Consider the following 22,506-nt stretch of genomic DNA (forward strand, 5'->3'; position numbering starts at 1 on the left):
CAAACTAATTAAAAATAAAATTTACAATTTACATTGACTTATCACCACATGACTTAACTAATATTATATCATATGTATTCAATAAATAGGCGAAAAGAAAATAAAAAGATCATATTATTACATCAAGACTAATAATATGATCTAATTTAGTTAATTATTTCTTACTATATGAACACTGTGAATTTGCGGATTTTCTTATTATAATAAGAGCCGAGGTCATCGTTAAGGGACTTATACCAAAAATCTCCGCAGTTATTCAAAATGAATAGCTGTTTTTTTCTGCCCTTTTTACGAAATTCCGTAAAACGTTATTCTAGCAACATTTACCCAGCAAAAATATTTTTCTAAAAAATGTGCTTTTTTCCTTGTATTATATAACGTACGTTATATAATAAGAATTGTAAGGAATGAGGAACGAGAAGTTCCAGTAGATAAGTGATTAGAATTAGAGGTATTCATTATGTTATCAAAGAAAATGGTTAAGGTTGTTTCAGTTGTTGTTGCTTCAATGGGTTTAATGAGCGTTGGTGCTTCAGTTAGTCAAGCTGCTAGTTTTGAAGCTCCTAAGCTTGGAACTGCACAAGTTATGCCAACCGATCCTTCAATCAAGAAGGGTGACAAGATTTTTGTTACTGTTAAAGACACCAAAAATCAAAAAGTTAACGTTTTGAATGCTCAAGGTCACAAAACTACTCAAAAAGTTTCTATGGGTTCAACCTACACTGCCAAAGATGTCAAAAAGGCTGATGGCAAGAAGATCGTTAAGATCAACAAGAGCCAATGGTTGAACATTAAGGATGTTGTAAAAGACTAATTCTTCTAGATCAAAAAATAAACAATTTACTAATGAATATCCAAAAAGAGAACCCTGCTCAACGGAACAGGATTCTCTTTTTTGCTTGGTTTAATATTTTAAGCAATAATGTTTATTTCTTTTGTGCAGCTGCCTCAGCTTCTGCATCAGTATTTGATGGGGTTAATTCAGGGCCAGCTGTAACCTTAACAGCTTCTGCACTAATATATCCATCTCTAGTCTGCTCCCATGGATCACTAGAAACAATGTGATAAAACAGCTCAGCTTTATTGTCAGTCGAAACCCAAATGTATTTCAGGTTATCTACTTTCCAACTATCTGGCATATATCCCACAGTAACCTTTGATCTAATTGTACCATCTGCTTGTCTAATATAAGTATTCTTAAGTAAATTCACATATGTAGTTTTGTTTTCTTTTGCTTCTTTAGTTAAAAACTGTAAATCTATTCTAGGTTTGTTTACATCTAGAGAATACAAAAACTTATTTTTGGAAACCTGATAAAAACCAGGCATATCGGCTACTTGTGGCTTAAGATTCAAAAGCGCAGTTACTTTAAATTTGCTACCTTTTTTCACTTTATTCTTAGTAGCATTCCCATTAGCATTATAGAAAACAGTATTCTTTTTAGTTACAACATATCCTGAAGTAGCTATCAATTCTGAATTATTGATCTTACCAACATTAGCCACTTTAATAAATTTACCTTTTACCGTAGTGTAATAAGCTTGGCCTTTAATTAAAATATACGGCAGCCAATATCTTTGATAATTGTAAATAGTGTAATATTTTTTATTTTTACTCAGTTTTTGTATCTTTCCTTTAACTGATACACTTTCATCTTTTAATAGTTTTTTCGAATCTTTAACTCTACTCCCTTTTTTATTATAAAGATATGTATTATGATTCAACGTTACTTCAGTGGTGTTTTCTTTAGAATCTGCGTGAACAACAAAATTTGTTAGAGAGAACAATATTCCCCCTAAAGTCATTATTGTTCCCAATTTTAATACTTTCATAGTATGTCCCTTCGTTTTTTTGATTGCTAATATGATTATTATATTACGTAATCATCAAAATAGCGAAGGAAAAAACCTCCGCCATTCAATTCAATATTTACCATTTAACTCGAAAAATCTGATTACCAATAGTTCCTACACCATTTTTATTGTGATATGCAACAGTAAGATATAGGTCATTATTGCCAATTACTTGAATTCCTTCAAGTTCAGTTGGATATCCTGCAAAATTTTGATTAAGACGTGTATCACCTGTTAAATCAAGGGTATTCAATGCTCCTGGTTGCTCCCAACTAAACTTTACAATTTTTCTTTTATTGCTATCAGCATGTGTAGGATCATATTGACTAGAAACATAAACATTCAAGTCATCATCAATATCATATCCTTGAATTGAACCAATCCTACCTACAAAATTATCAATATCAATAACTTCGCCAGCTTGACATTGCTTTAGTTCAGACACAGTGACATTACCACCTGGATTACCATTCAACAACGCATTCACCTTAGGTAATTCATATAAACCAAAGTGTCCGCTATTATCAGTCCATACCGTTGCAATCATCAAATATTTATAGTTAGGCGAAACTGCTGCTTCTACTCTTTTAATATGCTTTCCATGCCAATCACCATTAGTAATTTCAACCAGATTAGAAATTCTAGCCATTTGAGTATTATTAGATACGCGACCAGAATTATATTTAACACGAGCGATCTGAGTAGTCCAACGATCATCATTAGGCTTAGTCCCAATAAACCAGCTCCCATCGCCGGTGGGGCCTGCATACTCCCAGGTTTGGGTATGACCACCAGCTGCATATTTATTTTTGCCAGCTTTGATTTCTGCTCCAGTTCTGCCAACTAGTGTTAGTCCAGGTGTAGGAGAACTAATACTTGCCCCGTTCTTTGCCCGACTAACATAAGTATTATTCTTATACATTTGCAAAACGTAAGTGTAGGTATGTCCAATATTTGCCTTTTGCACTACTCTAGCAAATGGTGCATACAAACGACTCTTTAAACTAATATCAACCATAATAAAACCTCCGAAAAAATTTAAAAATTACTACTTATCCTGAGTTTGCTCATTCATCTGCTTAGCTACTTCCGCAAAGATGTCCTGTACTTCCTGCCTGTTTAGCTTGAAGCCTTTTGCATCAAGACTATTCACTACTGCATTGCCAACACGATTAATCTTTTGCTCGTCAGAAAGATTTTCCTTATCGTATAAGCGTACATAGCTTTTCATCAAGCTATCTGCAGTATCACGGAATCGCTCTAAGCGCTTGTTCTTGAAATGAACCCTGCTCAAGATGCCAATACCTACTACGCTAACTACCCATAAAGCAAGAGTAATCAGCTCAACGTAATCATGAATATCCATGATTAAATAAATCACCTCTCTTTTGATCAAATGATCAGAGGGGGTTAACGAATGTCCATTGGACTTCACCTCTGTTTGATAATGTTCAACAAGCAGGCTTAATTTAAGTATTGACATATTAGTCATTGACCAAAATACGTCAATATACTACAATAAAGGTATAAAAAACAGACTAGTGCCATTGATTCCACTACCACACAGAATTTTTCTGGTCATTAGATTGTTTTTAACTTGTTGACAGTTCATATAATATGCTTATACGAATACTATGTCAAGTAAAAATATGCTTTTTAGCATACTTTTTTATTTAGAAAGTGAAGAAACCATCGTCATGATTGAGTTTGAGCGTACAAAAGAATTAGCAAAAAAAAGAAAAATGTCTTTACTAGAAGTAAATGACAAAGCTGGACTAGGCAAAAGAAGTATCTACAATTGGAAAACCAGAAAACCTGGTATTATGGCCTTAGGTGCAGTTGCTAAGGTTTTGCATACATCAATAGACTATTTAAGTGGCATTACCGATGACCCTGCTCCACGTTTGCAGGACACTGTGAATTTGGAAGATGAGGTACCCTATTCATACTATGGTCATCCTGTTCCTAAAGAATATCTTGACATGGTTCGAGAGCTCATGAAGAGAGACATCAAACAGAGAGAAGCTAGAAAACATGGCAGTGGACAATAACTATAGAAAAAATCAACTAATCACGTATTTATTTAATTATGCTTATGAGCATGATATTGGTTACGTCTTTTTTGAATCAGATCCCAATAATCCCTCTCTTTCATTTAAAAATGAGCGAGAAATCTGTATCAACATGAATTGGCACCACCATTCACCGGAAGTACCATTTACAATTGCTCATGAAATTGGGCATATCATGGATGGCAGGCCCAACTTAAAACAATATAATTGTTGTCTTGATTATGGCGGCCTTGATGACGAAGAAAGAGATGCCGATATTTATGGATTGCATCTGATCTATCAATACTCTTGCGGACAAGAAGATAATTTCTATGACCCAATTGCATTCGTCCAATCTTATGCAATCCCTGAAAGAATGATCAAAGAAACCTACAAAATGTTCAAAGACGAAGGCGAATTTTTCTACATAGATAAATCACAAAACACACTACATGCATAATTGCACATTGTAGTGTGTTTTTTAATGAGAAGATATGCTATTTTACGTAAGTTTCCTTAATTGCTAAAACTGATAAAGCGCCTAAGAAGCCTGAAATACCAGTAATCAACATCATTGCTGGCATGGAGTTACCCACCATTGGGAAAATCATGAAGCTGAGCAGTGATGCCACAATTTGAGGTAAGCAGATTGAGCAATTGAACAAACCTAAGTATGTTCCCATGTGTTTACCTGATAAAGCATTAGATACCATCGTCAATGGATAAGTATTCATACCAGCCCAACTGATGCCAATTAAAATGAAGGATAGAATTAAAAACCCCTGAGAATGAATCAAGAAGATTGAAGTATATCCTACTCCACCTAGTAGCAAACTGATACCGTAACCTAGCTTGTGGTGATTATTTGGAACCTTCGCTAAAACATATGACCAAACTACTGCCGCAATTGATTGTACAGCAGTTAAAACACCAAACCAGTTACCAGCAATCTGGTAGCCTGCAGAGGAGGCATTGGTCGTATTCCAAACATTTTGTGCAATAGCACCAGTAGCGTAAGTTGATAAATATTGGAAAGAAATCCAGCAGAAGAACTGAACTAATGACACTTGCCAGAAGACTTTTGGCGCCTTCTTAAGCAGTTCAATCCAACCACCGCCTTCTTGATTATCAGATTCTTTAATTCCATGATAACGAGCGTAGGTTTCTGGATCATATTCATGTACTCTGAATATCGTGAACAATGATGTAATGACTAAAACGGCAGCACCAACATAAAATGAAATAATTACTGATTGTGGTACCACACCCTTTTTAGCTGTATTAGCAACACCCAAACTAGTTAATAAGAACGGGAAAAATGCGGCAATAACAGCACCAAAGTTGGACAACATGCTTTGAATCCCATAGGCATATGACTTTTGTTCATCATTGACCATGTCACCAATCATCATTTTAAATGGTTGCATTGCCATGTTCGATGCCACGTCTAATATCGCGATTGCAACAGCACCAAATATTAGAGCCTCAATTGAACCATAGCCTAGACCAAAACTACCAACATTTGGTAACAAAATCATAGTAATTACGGCAAAGATCATACCGACTAATAAATATGGCAAACGCCGTCCAATCTTAGGAATCCAAGTTCGATCGGATAATGATCCAATTCCAGGTTGCACTACCAATCCAGCTAACGGCGGTAAAATAAAGAACCAGCCTAATTTTGTCGGATCAGCACCCAATGTTTGGAAGATTCGACTCATCTGTGATGTTTCCAAAGTAAAGGCGATTTGCACACCCAAATACCCCAAACTAATCATCCAAATTGTCGTACTAGCTAGCGTAGGTAACCCAGTTTTTTTCTCCTCCATTTATTTTTCCTCTCGTTTCTTAAATCGCTTTCAATAGTTAAAATATAGCGGTTACAGAAAGAGCTTTCAATATGATTTATCTTGTTACCGGTAACTAAATTTTTCTAAAGCATTAATCTTCCTACTATTCTATTCGTCCAATTTGGTAGTAAAATACTCTCATAGATTTATGGAGGTATTAATATGCTTTCTTTATTATTAACATTACTCTTACTCTGGCTATTCTTTAAATTAGGAATTGGCCTCATTAAAGTTATCGGCTTTTTACTAGTCGTAGGAATTATGTTTTTCTTTTTTGCCTATTTGCTCATTCCGTTCTTGGCCATTGCGCTAGCTGGAAGCTTGCTTTGGGCAACATTAAAATAGCGAAAAATAAAGGACCGCAAATTGCGGTCCTTTTTACATTTGTTTCAAATTTTCAGCGATTAGTTTTCCTAAAATCTCATAGCCACGATCACCAAAATGAAGTCCATCGTTTTTTACTCCTTGACAAATCTCGCTTAAATCGCCAGTATCCCGCATAGCTTGTGCCAGATCTGCATAACGAAAATGATACTCATGTGCTACTTCTTTCACGATCTGAGCATATTCCGCTACTAACGTATTATTCCGTACACGTTGCTTAGTTTCATCAACAGCTGGCGGCGAAACAAGCAGAACATGTGGTGGGTAATATTGACAAACTATTGCCGAGGAAATAATTTCCATATTTTGCTTAAATTGCCTTGCTGGCACTTGTTTGTGCATAGCCAAATCATTGGTTCCCAGCAAGATCACCAAATTATCGCACTGCTTTACGCTTAGTACTAATTCATTTAATTTGGCAAAAAATGCCCCAGAATTAATTCCCGAAACAGCCGTATTTTCTAGTTCAATCTCAGGCAAAAGCTGTTGTAAATTCCAATTAAGGTGCGGTTCATTTTTTCCTTCCTGGCGTGCAATAATGCTATCACCTGTCAAAAGTACTCTCAATTATTTACTCGCTTTCTTTTTACTTTTCTTCGCCGATTTAATCCCTAAGACATCAAGCAAGAAAGTGAAGATCGGCACACCGACAATCAGGCCCCAAGTACCCCAGAAGTGTTCAGCTACTAACAAAACTAAAAAAGTATAGAAAATTGGTAATTCAGTCTTGCTAGCCATAAATTTGGGATTCAACACATAGGCCTCAATTGCATGAATAATCATGATCATAATGAAGATATAAATCACATAACGAATGCCACCAACAGAATAGCCGATAATACTTAATGGAATTAAAGAAATGATCACACCAGCTACTGGCACTAAACTTAAAATAAAGACCATTAAGCCTAAGGCAATAATTTGCGGCATATGCATAAATGCCAGACCAATCATCGTCAAGGCCGTATTACAAATGGCAATAAAGAATTGCGCCTCTAAAACGACACCAAAAGTATTGGTAAACTTTTTACCAAAATAGCGAATATCTTCAAAAAGCCATTTAAAGTAACCACTTTTAACAAATAACTTTGAAAATTCAATCATTCTATCTAATTCAATCGTATAGAAGAAACTTAAAATCAAGGACATAAAGGTAGCAATTGTTAAACTACCAAAATTGGTCACCGTATGCAGAGCAAAAGTCCCAACTCGCTTTGCCTGCGTAACAATCTCACCTTTACTGATATAACGCGTTACATGGCTGGCTAAGCGCGATGATTCATTTGATTCATAAAACGCCATCACTGACTTTACCATTTTAGATATTTGGCCAACTAACATGGGCAAATAAATGGTAACCACGAAATAAAGCAGCGCCAAGATAATTAGATATGTTACCGCAACAATTAGACCTGTTGGTATTTTAGGAAAATACCGCTGCACTAGATGAATTAAATGCACGATCACATAAGTAAAAATAAAAGTTAATAATACTGTGTTCATCATTGCTCGTATTTCATAAAGGCAGGCAATAATTAATAGCAGTACCACAAACCGACGTAATGGAATATTATTTTTAAATTTTTCCCAGGCTGTATCCATATTTTCCTCCAACATAAAAAGCTGTTATTTCCTTATTTTATGCCTAATTAGCCAAGAAAGAAAACTAATCTTAGCTTCAAAAATAATTTAAAAATAATATTTTTCACATTTTTATTAATTTTTCTATTGCTTTTTTCATTTTAATATCATAGAATAAAACTAAAATATTTTTAATTTATTTGGAGGTGCTTTTTGAATGAGTAAAGCAAAACGATATTTTGGTGCATTAGCACTTGTTTCTGGGGCAGCTTTAAGTTTAGTTGCCTGTGGTAATAATAAGAATGCCAAGACTAATGATGCGGCAGATACACATCACAAGTTCAGTCAAACTGTTCCTGTGAAAAGTGTTAAAAAAGGTGGGACCTTAAATTACGCTATCGAGTCAGATAGTCCCTTCACTGGTATTTTCTTGCCAGAATTATCTGATACTGATACCGACTCCCAAGTTGCAGAACCAGGACAAGAAGGGTTATTCTCAGTCAACGATCAATACAAGATTAACAATAAAGGTGCTGCTACCTTTAAGCTTGACCGTAAAGCCAAGACCGTAACTATCGAGGTTAAGAAGGGTGTTAAGTGGTCAGACGGCAAGCAAGTTAATGCTAAAGACGTGGAATACGCTTATGAAATTATTGCTAATAAAGACTCCAAGTCACAACGTTATACCGATTCTCTTGCCGACATTGTTGGTTTAGCAGAATATCACGAAGGCAAGAGCAAGAAGATTTCTGGTATTGAGATGCCTGATGGCGAAAATGGCCGCAAGGTCGTAATTCACTTTAAACAAATGAAGCCTGGTATGCTTCAATCAGGTAACGGTTACTTCTGGGAATACGCTGAACCTTACCATTACTTAAAGGACGTACCATTCTCCAAGTTGATGTCTAGTGACAAGGTTAGAAAACAACCACTCTTCTACGGCCCATTCCGCGTAAGCAAGCTTGTTCGTGGTCAATCTGTCACTTGGGAACGTAACCCGCATTACTGGCGTGGTACACCAAACTTGGAAAAGGTATCCATGACAGTCATCGGTACCAACTCAGTTACTCAAGCCATCAAGAGTCACAAGTTCGACGTAGCTGGTGTCGTTAATACCCAATGGGAAGATGTTAAGAATGCCACTGACACTAACTTTATCGGCAAAGTGCCTCTATCTTATAGCTACTTAGGCTTTAAGGTAGGTAAATGGGACAAAAAGGCTGGCAAAAACGTTGAAAACAAGAATTCTAAGATGAATAATCCATCATTACGTAAAGCTATGGCTTATGCAATGAACGTTGATGCAGTCGCTAAACGTTACTACCACGGCTTGGCCTTCCGCGTTAACACTTTGATCCCTGAACAATTTGGTGATTATACTGACAAGTCAATCAAGGGTTACCCATACAACTTGAAGAAGGCTAACGAATTATTGGATAAAGCCGGCTACAAGAAGAAGGGTGAATACAGAGTTCAACCTAACGGCAAGAAGTTAGTAATTAACTTGGCTGTTAGAAACAACTCAACTACCGCTGAACCTGTTTGGAGAAACTACATCCAACAATGGAAGAAAGTTGGTTTGGATGTTAAATTTGTCGGCGGCCGTCTAATGGAATTCAACAACTGGGTACAAGCTGTCCAATCTGACGATCCAAGAATCGACGTCTTCGAAGGTGGTTGGTCACTTTCAAGTGAACCATCCCCTAACGACCTTTACAATGAAGCTGCACCATACAACTTTGCTCGTTTCGTTTCACCTAAGCAAACTAAGCTTTTGGCTGATATCGACTCAGAGAAGGCCTTCAATCCTACTTACCGTGCTAATGCCTTCAAGAAGTGGCAGAAGTGGATGTATGATGAAGCATACGTTGTGCCAACTACCAACCAATACTCAGTCACTGCTGTTAACAAGAAGGTCACTGGCTGGTCACTTAAGCCTAGTGCCAACACTTGGTTCACTGCAGGTTTCGTAAAATAATTTCTTGAACAATCCTTTTTCTATATTTTCTATAACAAATAAAATTTACTTTTTAACCCCTATCAATTAATCTCAAAATATTCAGTAGCAAATTTGTTGCTGAATATTTTTTTATTTTTCTCAACCCCTATTACTAACCTAAATTGTAGAATGCAAGTCCCTTTTATGTGAAAAATTTTTAATACATAACACAACATATTGTGGTATTATCATAAATGTATTCACAGATAATGTGTTTTGTGAAACAATAGTAACTTTTAGGAGTGAGTTTTTTATGCCTACCACAAGAATTAAGCTGGATCCTGACTTTATCGATTCAGTGAAACAAGAAGTTAAACCTCATTGGGGAGAATTAGGTTGGGTTACCTACAAGAGAACTTATGCCCGCTGGCTTCCTGACCAAAATAGAGCTGAGAATTGGGATGAAACTGTCAAACGAGTTATTGAAGGTAATATTAACCTTGATCCGCGCTTGCATGATAATCCTTCTGCAGAAGTAATTACGGAGTTAACTAATGAAGCACAAAAACTATTTCGTTTAGTCTATGGCTTAGCTGCTACTCCGTCTGGTCGTAATCTTTGGATTTCAGGTACTGATTATCAAAAGCGGAACGGTGATTCCTTAAATAACTGCTGGTTCATTGCAATTCGCCCACAAAAATACGGCGATAGCCACATTGTGCCTGCTTATCTTAATCCTGAGCAAAAAGCCGTTTCAATGCCTTTCTCCTTCTTATTTGACCAATTAATGAAGGGCGGCGGTGTTGGTTTTTCAGTGGTCAACGAAAATATCGCTCAAATTCCTTCCGTCGACAATAAAGTGGATTTAGCCGTAATCATCGACAAAAAGAGTCCATCTTACGAGGCATCCCTCAAGGTCGGTGCCATCGACAAAGACGAATGGGAAAAGCAAAGTGTACCTGACGACACAATTTATTACAAACTGCCTGACACCCGTGAAGGTTGGGTCTTAGCTAATGCCCGTTTAATCGACATGCACTTTAACGCCACTAATCCAGACCACAAAATCAAATTAGCACTCGATATCTCTGACATTCGTCCATATGGTGCTAAGATCCATGGCTTCGGTGGTACGGCTTCAGGCCCAATGCCTTTAGTTGAGATGCTTATTGATATCAACAACGTTATCAATGCTCGCGTTAATAGTAAGCTTACTGCCGTTGACGGCACTGATATTTGTAACTTGATTGGTAAAACAGTTGTTGCAGGCAATGTCCGTCGCTCTGCTGAACTTGCTCTTGGCTCTAGCGATAATCAAGACTTTATTAAGATGAAGCAAGATAAGGAAAAACTTTATCATCACCGCTGGGCTTCTAACAACAGTGTCGCAATTAACTCTAAATTTAATAATTATGGCCCAATTGCTGACGGAATTTTGCATAACGGTGAACCAGGAATCGTCAATCTTGATCTTTCACGCAATTATGGCCGAATCGCTGATGGTTATCAGGCCGGCATTGACGACAGCGTTGAAGGCACCAACCCTTGTGGTGAGATTTCTCTAGCTAATGGTGAACCATGTAATTTGTTTGAGGTCTTCCCTTATGTAGCGGAACAAGAAGGCTGGGACCTCAAGGAAGCCTTTGGCTTAGCTGCTCGCTACACCAAGCGAGTTACCTTCAGTCCCTATGATTGGGAAATTTCACGCGAAATCATCCATAAAAATCGCCGAATCGGGGTTTCAATGTCAGGAATTCAAGACTGGCTTTTAAATGATCTCGGTCACAGAGTTGTAACTGGCTTTGAGGATGCAGTTGATCAAGAAAATGGGCAAAAGATCAAGAAGCCAATCTATGACCCTCAAGCGGTTAAGATGGTTGACAGCCTTTACCAAGCTGTAGTTGACGCAGACAAGACCTACAGCAAGGAATTAGGCTGCAATGAATCAATTAAGCACACCACAGTTAAACCTTCAGGTACGGTAGCGAAATTGGCTGGAGTCAGCGAAGGAATGCACTTCCACTATGCTGGTTACTTGATTCAACGGATTCGTTTCCAAGCTAGCGACCCACTTTTGCCAGCCTTAAAAGAATGTGGCTACCACACTGAACCAGATATTTACACACCAAATACAATCTGTGTTGAATTTCCACTTCGTGCAGCTCACGCCGACAGCAAAAACTTTGCCTCAGCCGGCACTGTTTCCATCGCGGAACAATTTGCGACACAAGCATTTTTGCAAACTTATTGGTCCGACAATGCTGTTAGTTGTACCGTTACTTTCCAAAGCGATGAAAGTGATCAAATTGCCCCACTACTTTACCAATATCGCCATATTATTAAGTCAACTTCACTTCTTCCTTATTACGGTGGCTCACTTAAACAAGCTCCGAAGGAACCAATTGACAAGCAGACTTACGAGGCTAGAGCCGCATTGATTACTGATGATGTTGAAAAAGTTTTTGCTAAGCAAAATGATGATCAAAAAGGACTAGAGCTAGTCGACCAATCAGATTGTGCTGGTGGCGCCTGCCCAATTAAATAAATTTATTTGGAGGAATGGAATTGAAGAGTATGAGTAAACGTAAAATTAATCTATTTTTTGCAATTATTACTTTCTTTACGTTAGCCTTAACTGCATGCTCAAATAATAATTCAGCTACTAAAAAAAGCACAACTAACCAAATTTCGGTTAATTACACTTTAAAAGAAGGTAAAAAGACCTTTGATAAGAAAACCATAAAAGTTCCTAAAAAAGCTAAAGTAATTGCTGGTTTAAAAAAGGCCTGGAAAGTTAAGGAAACCAAAGGCTTTATCACTGCAATTGACGGCAAAACTCAAAATCCTAAGAAAAAGATTTATTGGACCTACACAATTAACAATAAGTTTGCCTCTAAAGGCGCTAATGAACAAACTGTTAATAACAAAGATAAAGTTAAATTTACTTTAGCTAAAATGAAATAATCATAAGGAGAAAAACAAATGACTAAAACAAAATTATTAAGCTTAACTACTACCGGTGCCGTATTTGTTAGCCTACTTTTCACTGGCGTTGCACCAACCAGCAACGTCCAAGCTGCTTCTTACATTAAAGTTCATTACACCTTAAAGAAGGGCAACAAGGCTTTCTCACACAAGAGTTTTAAGGTTAAGAAAAATGCTAAAGTGATCACCGGTTTGAAAAAAGGTTGGCACGTTAAAAGCACTAATGGCTTTGTTACTAGTATTGCTGGCAGAAGCCAAAATAAGAGTAAGAATATCTACTGGACTTACACCATTAACGGCAAGTATGCTTCTAAAGGAGCATACCAACAACCATTGCATAGAAACGACCGTGTTGTCTGGAAGCTAGCCGGGATCAAGTAAAATGCTTACCAAAGAAAGAGTTCAGATTCGATCTTTAGCACTCCTAGCGATTTTGGTTGCTATGTGTGTAACACTCAGAATTTTTAAAATCATCGATATCCCTAACGTACAGCCCGTAACTGATATGATTATGATTGTGACCCTAACAATGGGTGCTGGCTTTGGCTTTGCCCTATCCGCATTGACCATGATCTTGTCCAATATTTATCTAGGCTTTGGAATTTGGACTATCCCCCAGATTATGGCTTATGTTGGTTGTGTTTTAGTAGTAATCCTACTTGACAAAACCACCCCACTAAAGCAACACTTCTGGATGCAAGTTATCGTAGCTACCCTTCTGGGTTACGTATATGGCTTGTTGATCAATTTCGGCATGTCAATTTGGGGTGGCTGGTCATCCTTTTTAGGTTATGTTGCGGGAAGTTTCTTATTTGATACTTACCATTGTCTGGGCAATTTTGGTTTCTATTTTGTTTTGTACAAACCATTGACTCTTGCCCTAAACAATTACAAACGAAAAGCAGGAATCAGCTATGATTAAAATTTACACTAAAGTTGGTGACAAAGGTTTAACTAAGCAAGTTACTGGCAAAATGGTGCCTAAATATGACCTCCAAATTGAAGCTCTAGGTGACGTAGATGAATTGCAATCCTACTTAGGTGTAGTAATTGCTAACTTATCTAAAAACTGTCTGCAACTTAAAGATGAGCTGCAAGACGTACAACGCAACCTTTACCAATTACAAGCTGATATCGTGGTAAAGCATCATCAAGAAATCACCCATGAAACAGTGCAGCAACTCGAACATCGCATTGATCAACTAACGCCCCAAATTCCTTCCATTCCTGAATTTATTCTGCCAGGTGGTAAAGCCACTGGTGCCAATCTTCAGTATGCCAGGACAGTCGCTCGACGCACCGAACGGGCATTGGTCAAATTAAGTTTAAATGAACAGGAATTATCAGATGACGTATTAAAATACATCAATCGATTATCTGATTACCTTTTCACCCTTGGACGCTATGCCAACGTTTTAGATAACTACATCGAAATAAAAAGTAAAAAACGTGAACCAAATAGAATTAATGGATAAGAAAAAGTCGGATGACCTAATATGATCATCCGACTTTTTTCAATCCCACAAAATAAGATTATGTTAGTTAGCTTTCTTTCTTCAAGACTTCTTTCTTAATTTCCATGAACTTAGGAGCATCAGTAACTTTTAATTTTGGAAAGCTCTTCAAGTAGCGCTTATGATTCCAGCTTAATCGTTGCGGTTGTAATTCATCATAGTGCTGCATCACTGAGTGGTGCCAATCACCAACCCGCAATTTTCCTTTCTCAGGCATATGACTTTCTACTTTAGTTCTAACTCGCTCAATAAAGTGGTCAATATGCACATCCCACATCTTAGTTGTAGTATGGAATCTCTCGACACTGATTACTGTTAATACTAAGTCAATACCCATAACAATGGTAATACCCACAGCTAGCCAGCCATGAGTTATCTTTTCTTCATTATTAATGAGCTTCTGAATGATTGGCTGAATAAATTTTACTAATAAAACTACACCAACGCCCCAAAATAATGAAATCATTGGGGCCACTCGACCTTGAATGTTACCCCATAATTTTGAATAATCCCAAAGCTTCATGCGAAAGATTGTCTCTAATAGCCAACTAGCCACAAATTCGAAAATAGTGGCAACGATAGTCCCTACTATAAATAAAAGGAGCAGGTTATCTCGCACGTCTTTGGTACAAATTAAAATTGTAGTAACGGCGAACCCATACACGGGGCAGTAAGGACCAAACAGAAATCCCCGATAATCATAATGGTGGTCTTTGATCGAACAATAAAAGGTTTCCCAAAGCCAGCCGATAACTGAATAAGTAAAAAATAAAACAATAATTTCTGAAATAGTGTACGGCATGTTTGTTTCTCTTTCATGATACAAGTTTATCTATCTCAATAATACGTGAAAGAGTCTATTTTGGCTATTGAAAATCCGTATTTTAGTACAAATATAGATTATTTTAAGAATTTTGTTCGAACTGTCCACCCTGCAATTATTAAAATTATGCCCAATACGCTGAGCATAACACCGGCAGTTTCACCAGCTTTAGGTAATTTTGCCTTAGTTTCTGATGTGTCACTTTTAGGGAGTGTGACATGAGTATCGTGTTTTTGCGACTTAGGCGAGATAGTACTTGCATTGTCCTTAATCTCGTCTTTATCTAGAGTAGTTTTTACTGAATCAGAATCTATTTTAGCCGTGGATTTTACCTCGTTAGCCTTAGTATCAAAACCAGTCAAGCCTTTGACAGTTGGAGTGCGTGAAAGGTTTGTATTTTCTGGGGAAGCTTGCTGCTTTTGATCTTTGACCTGTCCTTGAACTTTTTCACTTCCTTTATCTGAAGTAGTTTCTTTTTTATTAATAATCAGCTCTGCTAGACGTTTAAGCCAATCTTCAGAGCGTTCTTCATTATTTTTAGATTTTTTAATTAACGAAATTTGATTATCATCTCTAAACGTAGATTTATGTGGCGCTTCAATGTTAAAATTCTTATTACTTCGATCGTATTTAATTTCTTGCTCGTATTCTTGAACTCGATTATCGCCCAAAGTAAAGGACTGACTCACCCGAAGATAATTAGGCTCATTAGGCTCTGCTTCCACCTTGGTTCGATACTTAATCAAAATTGTGCTCTCTGAATACTTCTTAGCAGGAAATTCAGCTGTTAATTTGTTTTTCTTCAATTTAACTAAACTAGAATTTTGAATAAAATTATCATTCTTAATTACTTCAATCGTATCTGGATCTAGAACTAAGCCTTCTGGAATTAAATTTTCCAACTTCAAATCACCAGTATATTTTTCTTTCTTGGGATTCAGCCTTATTTCCCAGGTAATAAAATTTGTCTCTTGGTCATAATGACCTGCCAAACTATTATCAGACTGGTCTTTTGGCTTCTCTTTTTTGTCAGTAACTGCAATCTTAGGCGTTGTTTCGTTTTGCTCTATTGCCGCATTTACTGCGATATTTTCTTTAATTAATAAGGCTGCTAAGACTGCGCTTCCGATCAATAACTTTTTCATTCATTTTCCCTCACTTCAAACTTGATCAAAGAGAGTATATCTGAATTAAAATATTAAAGATATTGTTTTGACAACGAAAAAAACAAAAAGTCGACTTTTGTACCCAATAAGTGGAACAAAAGTCGACTTTTTGTATCATAAATTACTATTTTTTTCCTAACCAATGCAGGTTGCGTTTATTCTTTTTTCGCCAAGCAAGTTCAACTAAAAAACTAATAATTAACAAAGCAATTACTGAAATCCAAGTTAAAGTTTCGTGGTTGAGAATTGTCTGAATAAACAACAAAGCAAACAAAGCTAGATTCAATACAACAGAGCAAATCAAAATCCAGCGCTTGGCCCCAGTTTGCCCTGCAATGCGCAAGTGGCCTAAGTTAACCATGGCATACACCAATAAAAAGGCTAGGCTGGCCATCTCACCAACAGCTGATAATGGAAAAATTTAGCAAACATTCCTAAAACCAAATCATATAAAGAATTGTAGCAAATTACTGTTACGAGTCTTTTTTATTGCACAAAAAAGACATGGCTTTTAAACCATGTCTAACACATTTGTTATGCTGACTAGAGGCGCACGGGTTCTAGTCATCGATTCCTTTAATATCAACGTTTCCAAAACACTAAATCTAAATGGTGTTCATAACGTGTTCATGGGGTTAACTTACCCATAATTTATTCATTTGTTGGTTCATATTTGGATCGATTCCAACATAGGTATTCATAAACATTTGTAACGAGTGACCCATTTTCTCGGCTGCCCAAGGATACGACATGCCAGGTGTATTAGCTAAATTAGTACAAATGGTATGTCTAAATGAATACATACTTAACAACTTACCATCAGCTTTAATATTCAAACGATCGCAAATGTTTTTAAGCATTTCATTAATACTTCTTTGATTAACTGGCTGATCAGTTGCGGACGCTTTATAATCATGAATATTAATGAAAACCAAATCCAAAGGATTGTCTAAGTCGTGTTTCTTCAAAAAGTCTTCTTGCTTATTTTTAAACTTCTGTAGAAGAATAATTAACTTTTGAGGAACAGGTAATACCGTTCGTGAATAGCCTTTAGGGCGTGCTTTTAGCGCTCCAGTAAAGCTTTTTTCATAGTCAGACCAACTATTGTTAATTCTAAAAGTCCAAGCAGAATCTTCAAAAACAACATTATTGAACTTTAACGCCTGCACTTCACTAACTCTCATACCAGTATAACTTTCAATTAAAATTGCCAGCTTGCTACTCCAATTCATAACAGAAGCATGCTGCAAATCTTTAAAAATTAAATTTCTAATACTTTCCAATTGATCAGACGAAAAAATATACCATTCTTGTGGAACAGTGAAATCACTTTGCTTAAAGAAAAGCTTTAGTGCACCCTCAGGAACAGGATTTTCTTTGATCGTCTTTCCTACTATAGTTTTAAAGAAGTTACGCATGTGAATTAATCGTTTAGCAATTGTTGAAGATTTACTTACAGTAGCATGGTGTTCATCTACATATTTATGTGCATACTCTGATACTAAAGCTGTCGTAATCTGATTTATCTTAGCTTTACCAAAATATGTTTTAAAGTCATCTGCTGAACCTTGCCAGGCTTTAAGAGTAACAGGACTAATTGTTTTTGCTCTTCTATCAACATACTTTTGAAATTCATCCGCAAAAATAGCAGTTCCATCACTAGGATTTAAGCCATTTTCATACTCAGCCCATAATTCTCGCTCTAGTTTTACCGCTTCTTTCTTCGAATCAACATATTTAACAGGGAAACTAAGCCGCTTGCCAGTTATTTTATCAACTGGTTGTATTCTCACTTTCCATTGACCAACATGTTTGCCTTTTTCTACTTTTTTAATCATTTTACTGCCCTTTTCTTTTTACAAAAAAAGAGCGTAGAATTTTGGTTCACCCATTATTCTACGCTCTCACGGCTACTTAGTCCACGTGGTTTCTTGATGATAACCTGATTTACTTAACCAAGTTTTTACTTCATCTAAAATGTAGTAGGCCCTGCTACTTGGAAACTGATGATAAGGCATACCAGCTCTTCTAAACTTATAAAAAGCTGTAGTGCTGATATTTAACGCTTCACGTAGTTCCTTACCGTTTAAAATCAATTGATTCATTTCGTATTATCACCTATAATTCAGTTGGAAAAATATTTATAAAAGTCTAAGCATTTTCTTGATCGTCTTGCTTAGATTTTTTTGTTTTTAGGCGCTTTTTAATGAAGTGTTTAGTAATACGAAGCGGTTGAATACGTCTTAAAAGTTGCTCGACCGTATCCACTCTCCGATCATCAACGAAAATATACTTGTAGAAATCATCTGGTGAATAAGGTGTTGTAATGATAATTTCCTCAGCATTTAACTTCTTATCATGATAGCGACTTGGCGCAGCCTTATCGTGTTGATAAGGATCAAGAATTCTAAGTAAGTCTGAATAATTAAAGTCGCGTGGTCTCAAGTCATTTAAAATTATGTAATGTTCACCATTATAGTCTTGAAAATAGTCACGGCTACTACCGAGAATTGCATACTTCTTATTTCTCAAAAGATATTCTGCAAAACGAGTCTTACCTACACCTGCTACACCATACAGCCATAAGACTTTCATTCTCTTACCTTTGAAATCTTTAAGCCATTTTTCATGCTCTTTTTCTGCTCGAAGTTCAGTAATCTGATCAATTAACTTTTTACGTCTAGCAAGTTGTGAAACTCCAATTAGTTGTTCCAACTCGTCATAAGTTAATTTACCTTCTGCATACTGATCGACCAAAGAAGAAATGTACTTAGGGCTTTTAGTAATCTTGGCTCTGATACTCTTCATTCTCGCTGGAAAATCGAAAGAAGCTACAGCCTCACTTGCCTTGTAAACGTGTTTCCCTTGCTCTCGTGCTTCTTCCGTTTCGTGAAGTAAGTAAGAGTAAGCATTGGCAATTCTGCCTTTCCACACATCTACATATTGAGATTGGTCTTTAAAGAGATTCGCTACAGTACTGACCTTTTGCGGGTTTTCATACTTTAATACCACATGAATATGAGGCCTGATGATCTTACCATCTTCATCTTTTTTTGGGTCTTTATCATGATTAATATAGACCCATTCCAGCGCTCCTGATTTGTTCAAAATATCGCTTAAATCATCTTCTTTTACTTTGAGATGATCTAAGTCTTGCACGTACATGAATTGGCGCGCTCTTGGCTCTTTCTTCATGAAAAATACCTTCTAATAACGAAAATCGTGATTATCTAAGCAAAAGTCTACAATTGCTTTCATATCGTCAAATGACATATCAATTTGACGTGGTGCCTGTGGCGCTGAATCATAAGCCTTATAGAAGTAAACTGGAATACCTAATTGTACAGCTGCATATAAACTGTCCTGTTCATCTACAACTTCCCAATATCCTGAATTAGGTCTTACTGCAATCATTGGTAATGGCTCTTGTCTTGTAAGGTATTTATAAATAAGGAAGTTGATACGTCTATCATTGAGATATTCCGTATTGTAAATGAACTGACCATAATTAGTAGTCTTGTAAATCTTGGATACCTCGTCACCATCGCTTGGAACGTATAGACCATCATCATTTGCAATATCAGGTAATTCTAGCATTTGCTTAACTTCTTCTTTAGTTAACTTTGGAAATTTGTTTTCTTCTGCCATTTTTTGATTTGCTCTTTCTTTGATGTCCTTTTCTTCGTTCATTTTGGATTCTTCTCTTTGATCGTTCGTTTCTTTAGCCATCTTTTTTTCCTCGTTTTTTTCTTCGTTCTTTGCTTGGTTTGCGTTTACATCGTTCTTGTCAAAGTTTGCCATCTTTAATATCTCCGTTTCTGTACAAACTAGTTTTCTTTTTTTGCCTCTGTGCACTCTTTCATGCACAGTTGACACACTTTATGACAACTAGTAAATAACAAGCCCAACTAGTTGTCATATATAGGTTTTCATGCAACGCACACATAAGCGGCTTGCTTTTTTATGCGGCGCTGTCCCTCTCGCCCTTGACGGGCGGCGGGCGCGCCGCATTAAATGGATAGTTAATCATTTTTATTCATCCTTTCATGAGATAATTTCTTTTTCTTTACGATTCTCATGTTAATGCAAATCATTCCAAAGCAATTTGGTGTTCTTCGGGATTTTTTTAAATAAATCTTTGTTGATTTAACAGGCTTTTTAAGGCCTTAAATGCGGTTTAAAGGAAAAAATAGCTTCAAATCGGGAAATTTTTCACTACCTCAACAAAAGACAATGAATGTACATCAAACAATATTTCTTTAATCTTTGAACAATTTGCAATAAGTACCGTAATTAATTTTTGGCTCTTTTGCTTTTACAATGTCATAACAACGGTAAACCTCATTGAGTTTATTTTCATACCATTTCTTAGCTTCATTACATGAAAGCGGAATAATATCTATACAATCTGAGCAATTCGACCAAGATCGGTAATACCAGAAAATTTGAGGGAATCTGCCATCTGAACTATGACTACCTCTAATGCGTTTGGCATATTTACTATCTTCATTACCGTGACCATAAAGAAAATATTTATTCTCAGTTGATCGATAAAGGGCTTCTTTGTAATAACGGGTGTCTCTACTAGAATAGGAACTTTCAAACTCAGAAATTAATTTTGATTTATCCGTATCATATAAGACACCGTTATAAGATTTCTTCATAGCAGATTTTTCCTTTCATTAACTATTTTTCATTGTCGCCTTTATGTTTAAACAATTCGCAGTAGGTCTCGTATGCTCCTGTGATATCTTGGTCACGATAAACTCTTTCAAGATTTTCCTCGTACCATTTTTTAGCTTCTTCGGTTGAAAGAGGTATAAGATCATAGCCGCCTGCCCAAGCTCCATTACCTTCGATACGTTCAGCATATTTACTTGCTGCATTGCCTTCACCATATAAGAAGAACTTACCTTCAGATGTTCGATAAAGTCCTTCTTTGAAGTAATTAAAGTCATTAACTGGATAATCACTTTCATAGTCATCAATTAATTCGGCATTATCTGAATCATATAAGGTGCCTTGATAAAATTTTTTCATAATTATTCTTCCTTTCATAAATTGATTTCTTTTTTTTCTTTACAATTGTTTTAACAAAAATCATTCCAATGTAACTTAGTGCTCTTCGGGATTTTTAGGAATAAATTTTTATTGATTTAATAGGCATTTGAGACTCTAAAATATGGTTTAAAGGAAAAAATGTCTTTAAACCGGGAAATTTTTACCACCTCAATAAAAGGCGGTGAATGTACCTCAAATGATTTATCTTCAAGCATTCTTATTCATCTTTTCTTTAATCTTTGAACAATCTACGGAATGTATTGTAATTTGGATCTGGGTCCTTGGCTTTGGTAATGTCATAGCCAGTGTAAACTTGATCTAATTGCTCTCGATACCAGTCTTCCGCTTCTCCGATAGATAGTGGATTTAGTGCACTTCCGCCAGTGCTACAACCGTTGAACAATTGCGAGTATTTACTCATAGCACCACCTCTACCAACTAAGAAAAACTCACCCTCTGGAGTTTGATAAAGGGCTTCTCTATAGTAGCGATCATCAAATGAAGAACATGGAGCACAATTCTCAGCAATTAATTTTGAATTATCTGTGTCATATAGATAGTCATTGTAGAATCTTTTCATAATAGTATTTCCTTTCTTAAAGCAAACTCTTGTTTGATTAATAATCTTTTTAAGATTTAAAATGTGTTGTAAAGAACAAACACCTCTGCACTTAATAAAAGAGGGAGATCGTATATTGAACAGCATTTTTAATCCTCCTTATTCAGCCTCTTCTTTATCTTTGAACAATCTGCAAAATGTGTTGTAATTTGGATCTGGATCTTTAGCCTTCGTAATATCGTAAGCAGTGTAAACATTGTCTAATTGCTCTCGATACCAGAACTCTGCGTCCCCAAAGTCATAAGGGATTAATGCTGGATTGTCATAATATTTACTTCGTGGTCCACCGTCACCCTTTAAGAAAAATTTTCCATCCTGTGTTTGATAAAGAGCTTCATTCCATTGACGTTCATCTTCAAAAATATATGGACCATAAACTTTTGCGATTAATTTAGACTTGTCAGTGTCGTACATATAGCCGTTAATTAATTCTTTCATGTTATTTCTTCCTTTCATGAAATAATTTCTTTTTCTTTACGTGTCGTATGTTAGTTAAAAAAATCCCGAAGAGCTCGGTACTCTTCGGGATATCCAAAAATAAATTTTTGTTGATTTAATAGGCTTTTCACGGTCCTAAATATGGTTTAAAGGAAAAAATACCTTTAAACCGGGAAATTTCCTACCACCTCAATAAGAGGCGGTGAATGTACAGTAAATGATTTATGTTTAATCATTTA

27 protein-coding genes are annotated in these 22,506 nt (G+C 36.3%); 10 read left to right on the plus strand and 17 right to left on the minus strand.

Going from position 1 to position 22,506, the window contains the following annotated elements:
- The first annotated feature begins 460 nt into the window (after positions 1-460).
- Complete coding sequence (locus CP366_RS06540; protein WP_202401258.1) at positions 461-814, plus strand: hypothetical protein; 354 nt, start codon at positions 461-463, stop codon at positions 812-814.
- A 112-nt stretch (positions 815-926) separates the two neighbouring features.
- On the opposite strand, the gene CP366_RS06545 is transcribed toward CP366_RS06540, so the two are convergent.
- The 3 genes from CP366_RS06545 to CP366_RS06555 form a co-directional block, all read right to left on the minus strand.
- Positions 927-1,832: an SLAP domain-containing protein gene (locus tag CP366_RS06545; protein ID WP_089143324.1), complete on the minus strand. Its 906-nt coding sequence runs from the start codon at positions 1,830-1,832 to the stop codon at positions 927-929.
- A 97-nt stretch (positions 1,833-1,929) separates the two neighbouring features.
- A complete protein-coding gene (locus CP366_RS06550) occupies positions 1,930-2,871 on the minus strand; it encodes a helveticin J family class III bacteriocin (RefSeq protein WP_081307170.1) in 942 nt (313 codons plus the stop codon).
- Between the two features lie 30 nt (positions 2,872-2,901).
- The gene (locus CP366_RS06555) at positions 2,902-3,219 is read right to left on the minus strand and encodes a helveticin (RefSeq protein ID WP_065991043.1); all 318 of its coding nucleotides are present in this window, start codon (positions 3,217-3,219) and stop codon (positions 2,902-2,904) included.
- Between the two features lie 331 nt (positions 3,220-3,550).
- Here CP366_RS06555 and CP366_RS06560 point away from each other — a divergent pair, with 331 nt between their 5' ends.
- Both CP366_RS06560 and CP366_RS06565 read left to right on the plus strand, forming a co-directional pair.
- Positions 3,551-3,904, plus strand: coding sequence for a helix-turn-helix domain-containing protein (locus CP366_RS06560; protein WP_089143327.1), 354 nt, complete (start codon positions 3,551-3,553; stop codon positions 3,902-3,904).
- Positions 3,888-4,364 carry a hypothetical protein gene (locus tag CP366_RS06565; RefSeq protein ID WP_065991045.1) on the plus strand — a complete coding sequence of 159 codons (477 nt, stop codon included), beginning with the start codon at positions 3,888-3,890 and terminating at the stop codon, positions 4,362-4,364. The genes CP366_RS06560 and CP366_RS06565 overlap by 17 nt, the downstream gene beginning before the upstream one ends.
- A 37-nt stretch (positions 4,365-4,401) precedes the next feature.
- Here the strand turns inward: CP366_RS06565 and CP366_RS06570 are convergent, their stop codons facing one another.
- A complete protein-coding gene (locus CP366_RS06570) occupies positions 4,402-5,736 on the minus strand; it encodes an SLC45 family MFS transporter (protein WP_005720622.1) in 1,335 nt (444 codons plus the stop codon).
- Positions 5,737-5,919: 183 nt separating this feature from the next.
- Here CP366_RS06570 and CP366_RS06575 point away from each other — a divergent pair, with 183 nt between their 5' ends.
- Positions 5,920-6,102 (plus strand): hypothetical protein, encoded by a 183-nt coding sequence (locus tag CP366_RS06575; protein ID WP_013085612.1) that lies wholly within the window; start codon positions 5,920-5,922, stop codon positions 6,100-6,102.
- Between the two features lie 33 nt (positions 6,103-6,135).
- Here CP366_RS06575 and CP366_RS06580 read toward each other — a convergent pair whose 3' ends face one another.
- The gene (locus CP366_RS06580) at positions 6,136-6,708 is read right to left on the minus strand and encodes an SGNH/GDSL hydrolase family protein (RefSeq protein WP_089147885.1); all 573 of its coding nucleotides are present in this window, start codon (positions 6,706-6,708) and stop codon (positions 6,136-6,138) included.
- On the minus strand, positions 6,709-7,743 hold the full coding sequence (locus tag CP366_RS06585) for an AI-2E family transporter (protein WP_089145841.1): 1,035 nt from the start codon (positions 7,741-7,743) through the stop codon (positions 6,709-6,711).
- 196 nt (positions 7,744-7,939) lie between these two features.
- On the opposite strand from CP366_RS06585, the gene CP366_RS06590 reads away from it, so the two are divergent.
- The 6 genes from CP366_RS06590 (at position 7,940) to CP366_RS06615 (ending at position 14,121) form a co-directional block, all read left to right on the plus strand.
- A complete protein-coding gene (locus tag CP366_RS06590; RefSeq protein ID WP_089147884.1) occupies positions 7,940-9,700 on the plus strand; it encodes an oligopeptide ABC transporter substrate-binding protein in 1,761 nt (586 codons plus the stop codon).
- A 274-nt stretch (positions 9,701-9,974) separates the two neighbouring features.
- On the plus strand, positions 9,975-12,206 hold the full coding sequence (gene nrdJ, locus CP366_RS06595; RefSeq protein WP_089147883.1) for a ribonucleoside-triphosphate reductase, adenosylcobalamin-dependent: 2,232 nt from the start codon (positions 9,975-9,977) through the stop codon (positions 12,204-12,206).
- A gap of 29 nt (positions 12,207-12,235) precedes the next feature.
- Positions 12,236-12,625 carry a DUF4430 domain-containing protein gene (locus CP366_RS06600; protein WP_089143335.1) on the plus strand — a complete coding sequence of 130 codons (390 nt, stop codon included), beginning with the start codon at positions 12,236-12,238 and terminating at the stop codon, positions 12,623-12,625.
- A gap of 18 nt (positions 12,626-12,643) precedes the next feature.
- Entirely contained in the window at positions 12,644-13,027 is a 384-nt protein-coding gene (locus CP366_RS06605; protein ID WP_023487848.1) for a DUF4430 domain-containing protein, read from the plus strand.
- Between the two features lies 1 nt (position 13,028).
- Entirely contained in the window at positions 13,029-13,568 is a 540-nt protein-coding gene (locus CP366_RS06610; RefSeq protein ID WP_023487847.1) for an ECF transporter S component, read from the plus strand.
- Positions 13,561-14,121, plus strand: coding sequence for a cob(I)yrinic acid a,c-diamide adenosyltransferase (locus CP366_RS06615; RefSeq protein WP_089143333.1), 561 nt, complete (start codon positions 13,561-13,563; stop codon positions 14,119-14,121). Before CP366_RS06610 ends, CP366_RS06615 begins: the two co-directional genes overlap by 8 nt.
- A 67-nt stretch (positions 14,122-14,188) precedes the next feature.
- On the opposite strand, the gene CP366_RS06620 is transcribed toward CP366_RS06615, so the two are convergent.
- The 11 genes from CP366_RS06620 to CP366_RS06670 form a co-directional block, all read right to left on the minus strand.
- A complete protein-coding gene (locus tag CP366_RS06620; protein WP_089147882.1) occupies positions 14,189-14,962 on the minus strand; it encodes a putative ABC transporter permease in 774 nt (257 codons plus the stop codon).
- Positions 14,963-15,060: 98 nt separating this feature from the next.
- Positions 15,061-16,128 carry a peptidase gene (locus CP366_RS06625; RefSeq protein WP_089145483.1) on the minus strand — a complete coding sequence of 356 codons (1,068 nt, stop codon included), beginning with the start codon at positions 16,126-16,128 and terminating at the stop codon, positions 15,061-15,063.
- A gap of 145 nt (positions 16,129-16,273) precedes the next feature.
- A complete protein-coding gene (locus CP366_RS06630) occupies positions 16,274-16,510 on the minus strand; it encodes a hypothetical protein (RefSeq protein WP_057727028.1) in 237 nt (78 codons plus the stop codon).
- A gap of 274 nt (positions 16,511-16,784) precedes the next feature.
- Positions 16,785-17,987: a site-specific integrase gene (locus tag CP366_RS06635; RefSeq protein WP_089146850.1), complete on the minus strand. Its 1,203-nt coding sequence runs from the start codon at positions 17,985-17,987 to the stop codon at positions 16,785-16,787.
- A 72-nt stretch (positions 17,988-18,059) separates the two neighbouring features.
- Positions 18,060-18,254: a hypothetical protein gene (locus CP366_RS06640; RefSeq protein ID WP_089147881.1), complete on the minus strand. Its 195-nt coding sequence runs from the start codon at positions 18,252-18,254 to the stop codon at positions 18,060-18,062.
- Between the two features lie 46 nt (positions 18,255-18,300).
- Positions 18,301-19,344, minus strand: coding sequence for a Rep family protein (locus tag CP366_RS06645; RefSeq protein ID WP_089147880.1), 1,044 nt, complete (start codon positions 19,342-19,344; stop codon positions 18,301-18,303).
- A 12-nt stretch (positions 19,345-19,356) separates the two neighbouring features.
- Positions 19,357-19,950, minus strand: a complete 594-nt coding sequence (locus CP366_RS06650; protein ID WP_233197976.1) for a hypothetical protein — start codon at positions 19,948-19,950, stop codon at positions 19,357-19,359.
- A 458-nt stretch (positions 19,951-20,408) separates the two neighbouring features.
- Positions 20,409-20,813, minus strand: a complete 405-nt coding sequence (locus CP366_RS06655) for a hypothetical protein (RefSeq protein WP_087176853.1) — start codon at positions 20,811-20,813, stop codon at positions 20,409-20,411.
- Between the two features lie 22 nt (positions 20,814-20,835).
- Positions 20,836-21,189, minus strand: coding sequence for a hypothetical protein (locus tag CP366_RS06660; protein WP_089147879.1), 354 nt, complete (start codon positions 21,187-21,189; stop codon positions 20,836-20,838).
- A 253-nt stretch (positions 21,190-21,442) separates the two neighbouring features.
- Positions 21,443-21,790 (minus strand): hypothetical protein, encoded by a 348-nt coding sequence (locus CP366_RS06665; RefSeq protein ID WP_087176851.1) that lies wholly within the window; start codon positions 21,788-21,790, stop codon positions 21,443-21,445.
- 138 nt (positions 21,791-21,928) lie between these two features.
- A complete protein-coding gene (locus tag CP366_RS06670) occupies positions 21,929-22,267 on the minus strand; it encodes a hypothetical protein (RefSeq protein WP_087176850.1) in 339 nt (112 codons plus the stop codon).
- Positions 22,268-22,506: the final 239 nt, after the last annotated feature.

This window comes from Lactobacillus sp. UMNPBX15, assembly GCF_002553785.1.
GTDB classification, from domain to species: Bacteria; Bacillota; Bacilli; order Lactobacillales; family Lactobacillaceae; genus Lactobacillus; species Lactobacillus crispatus.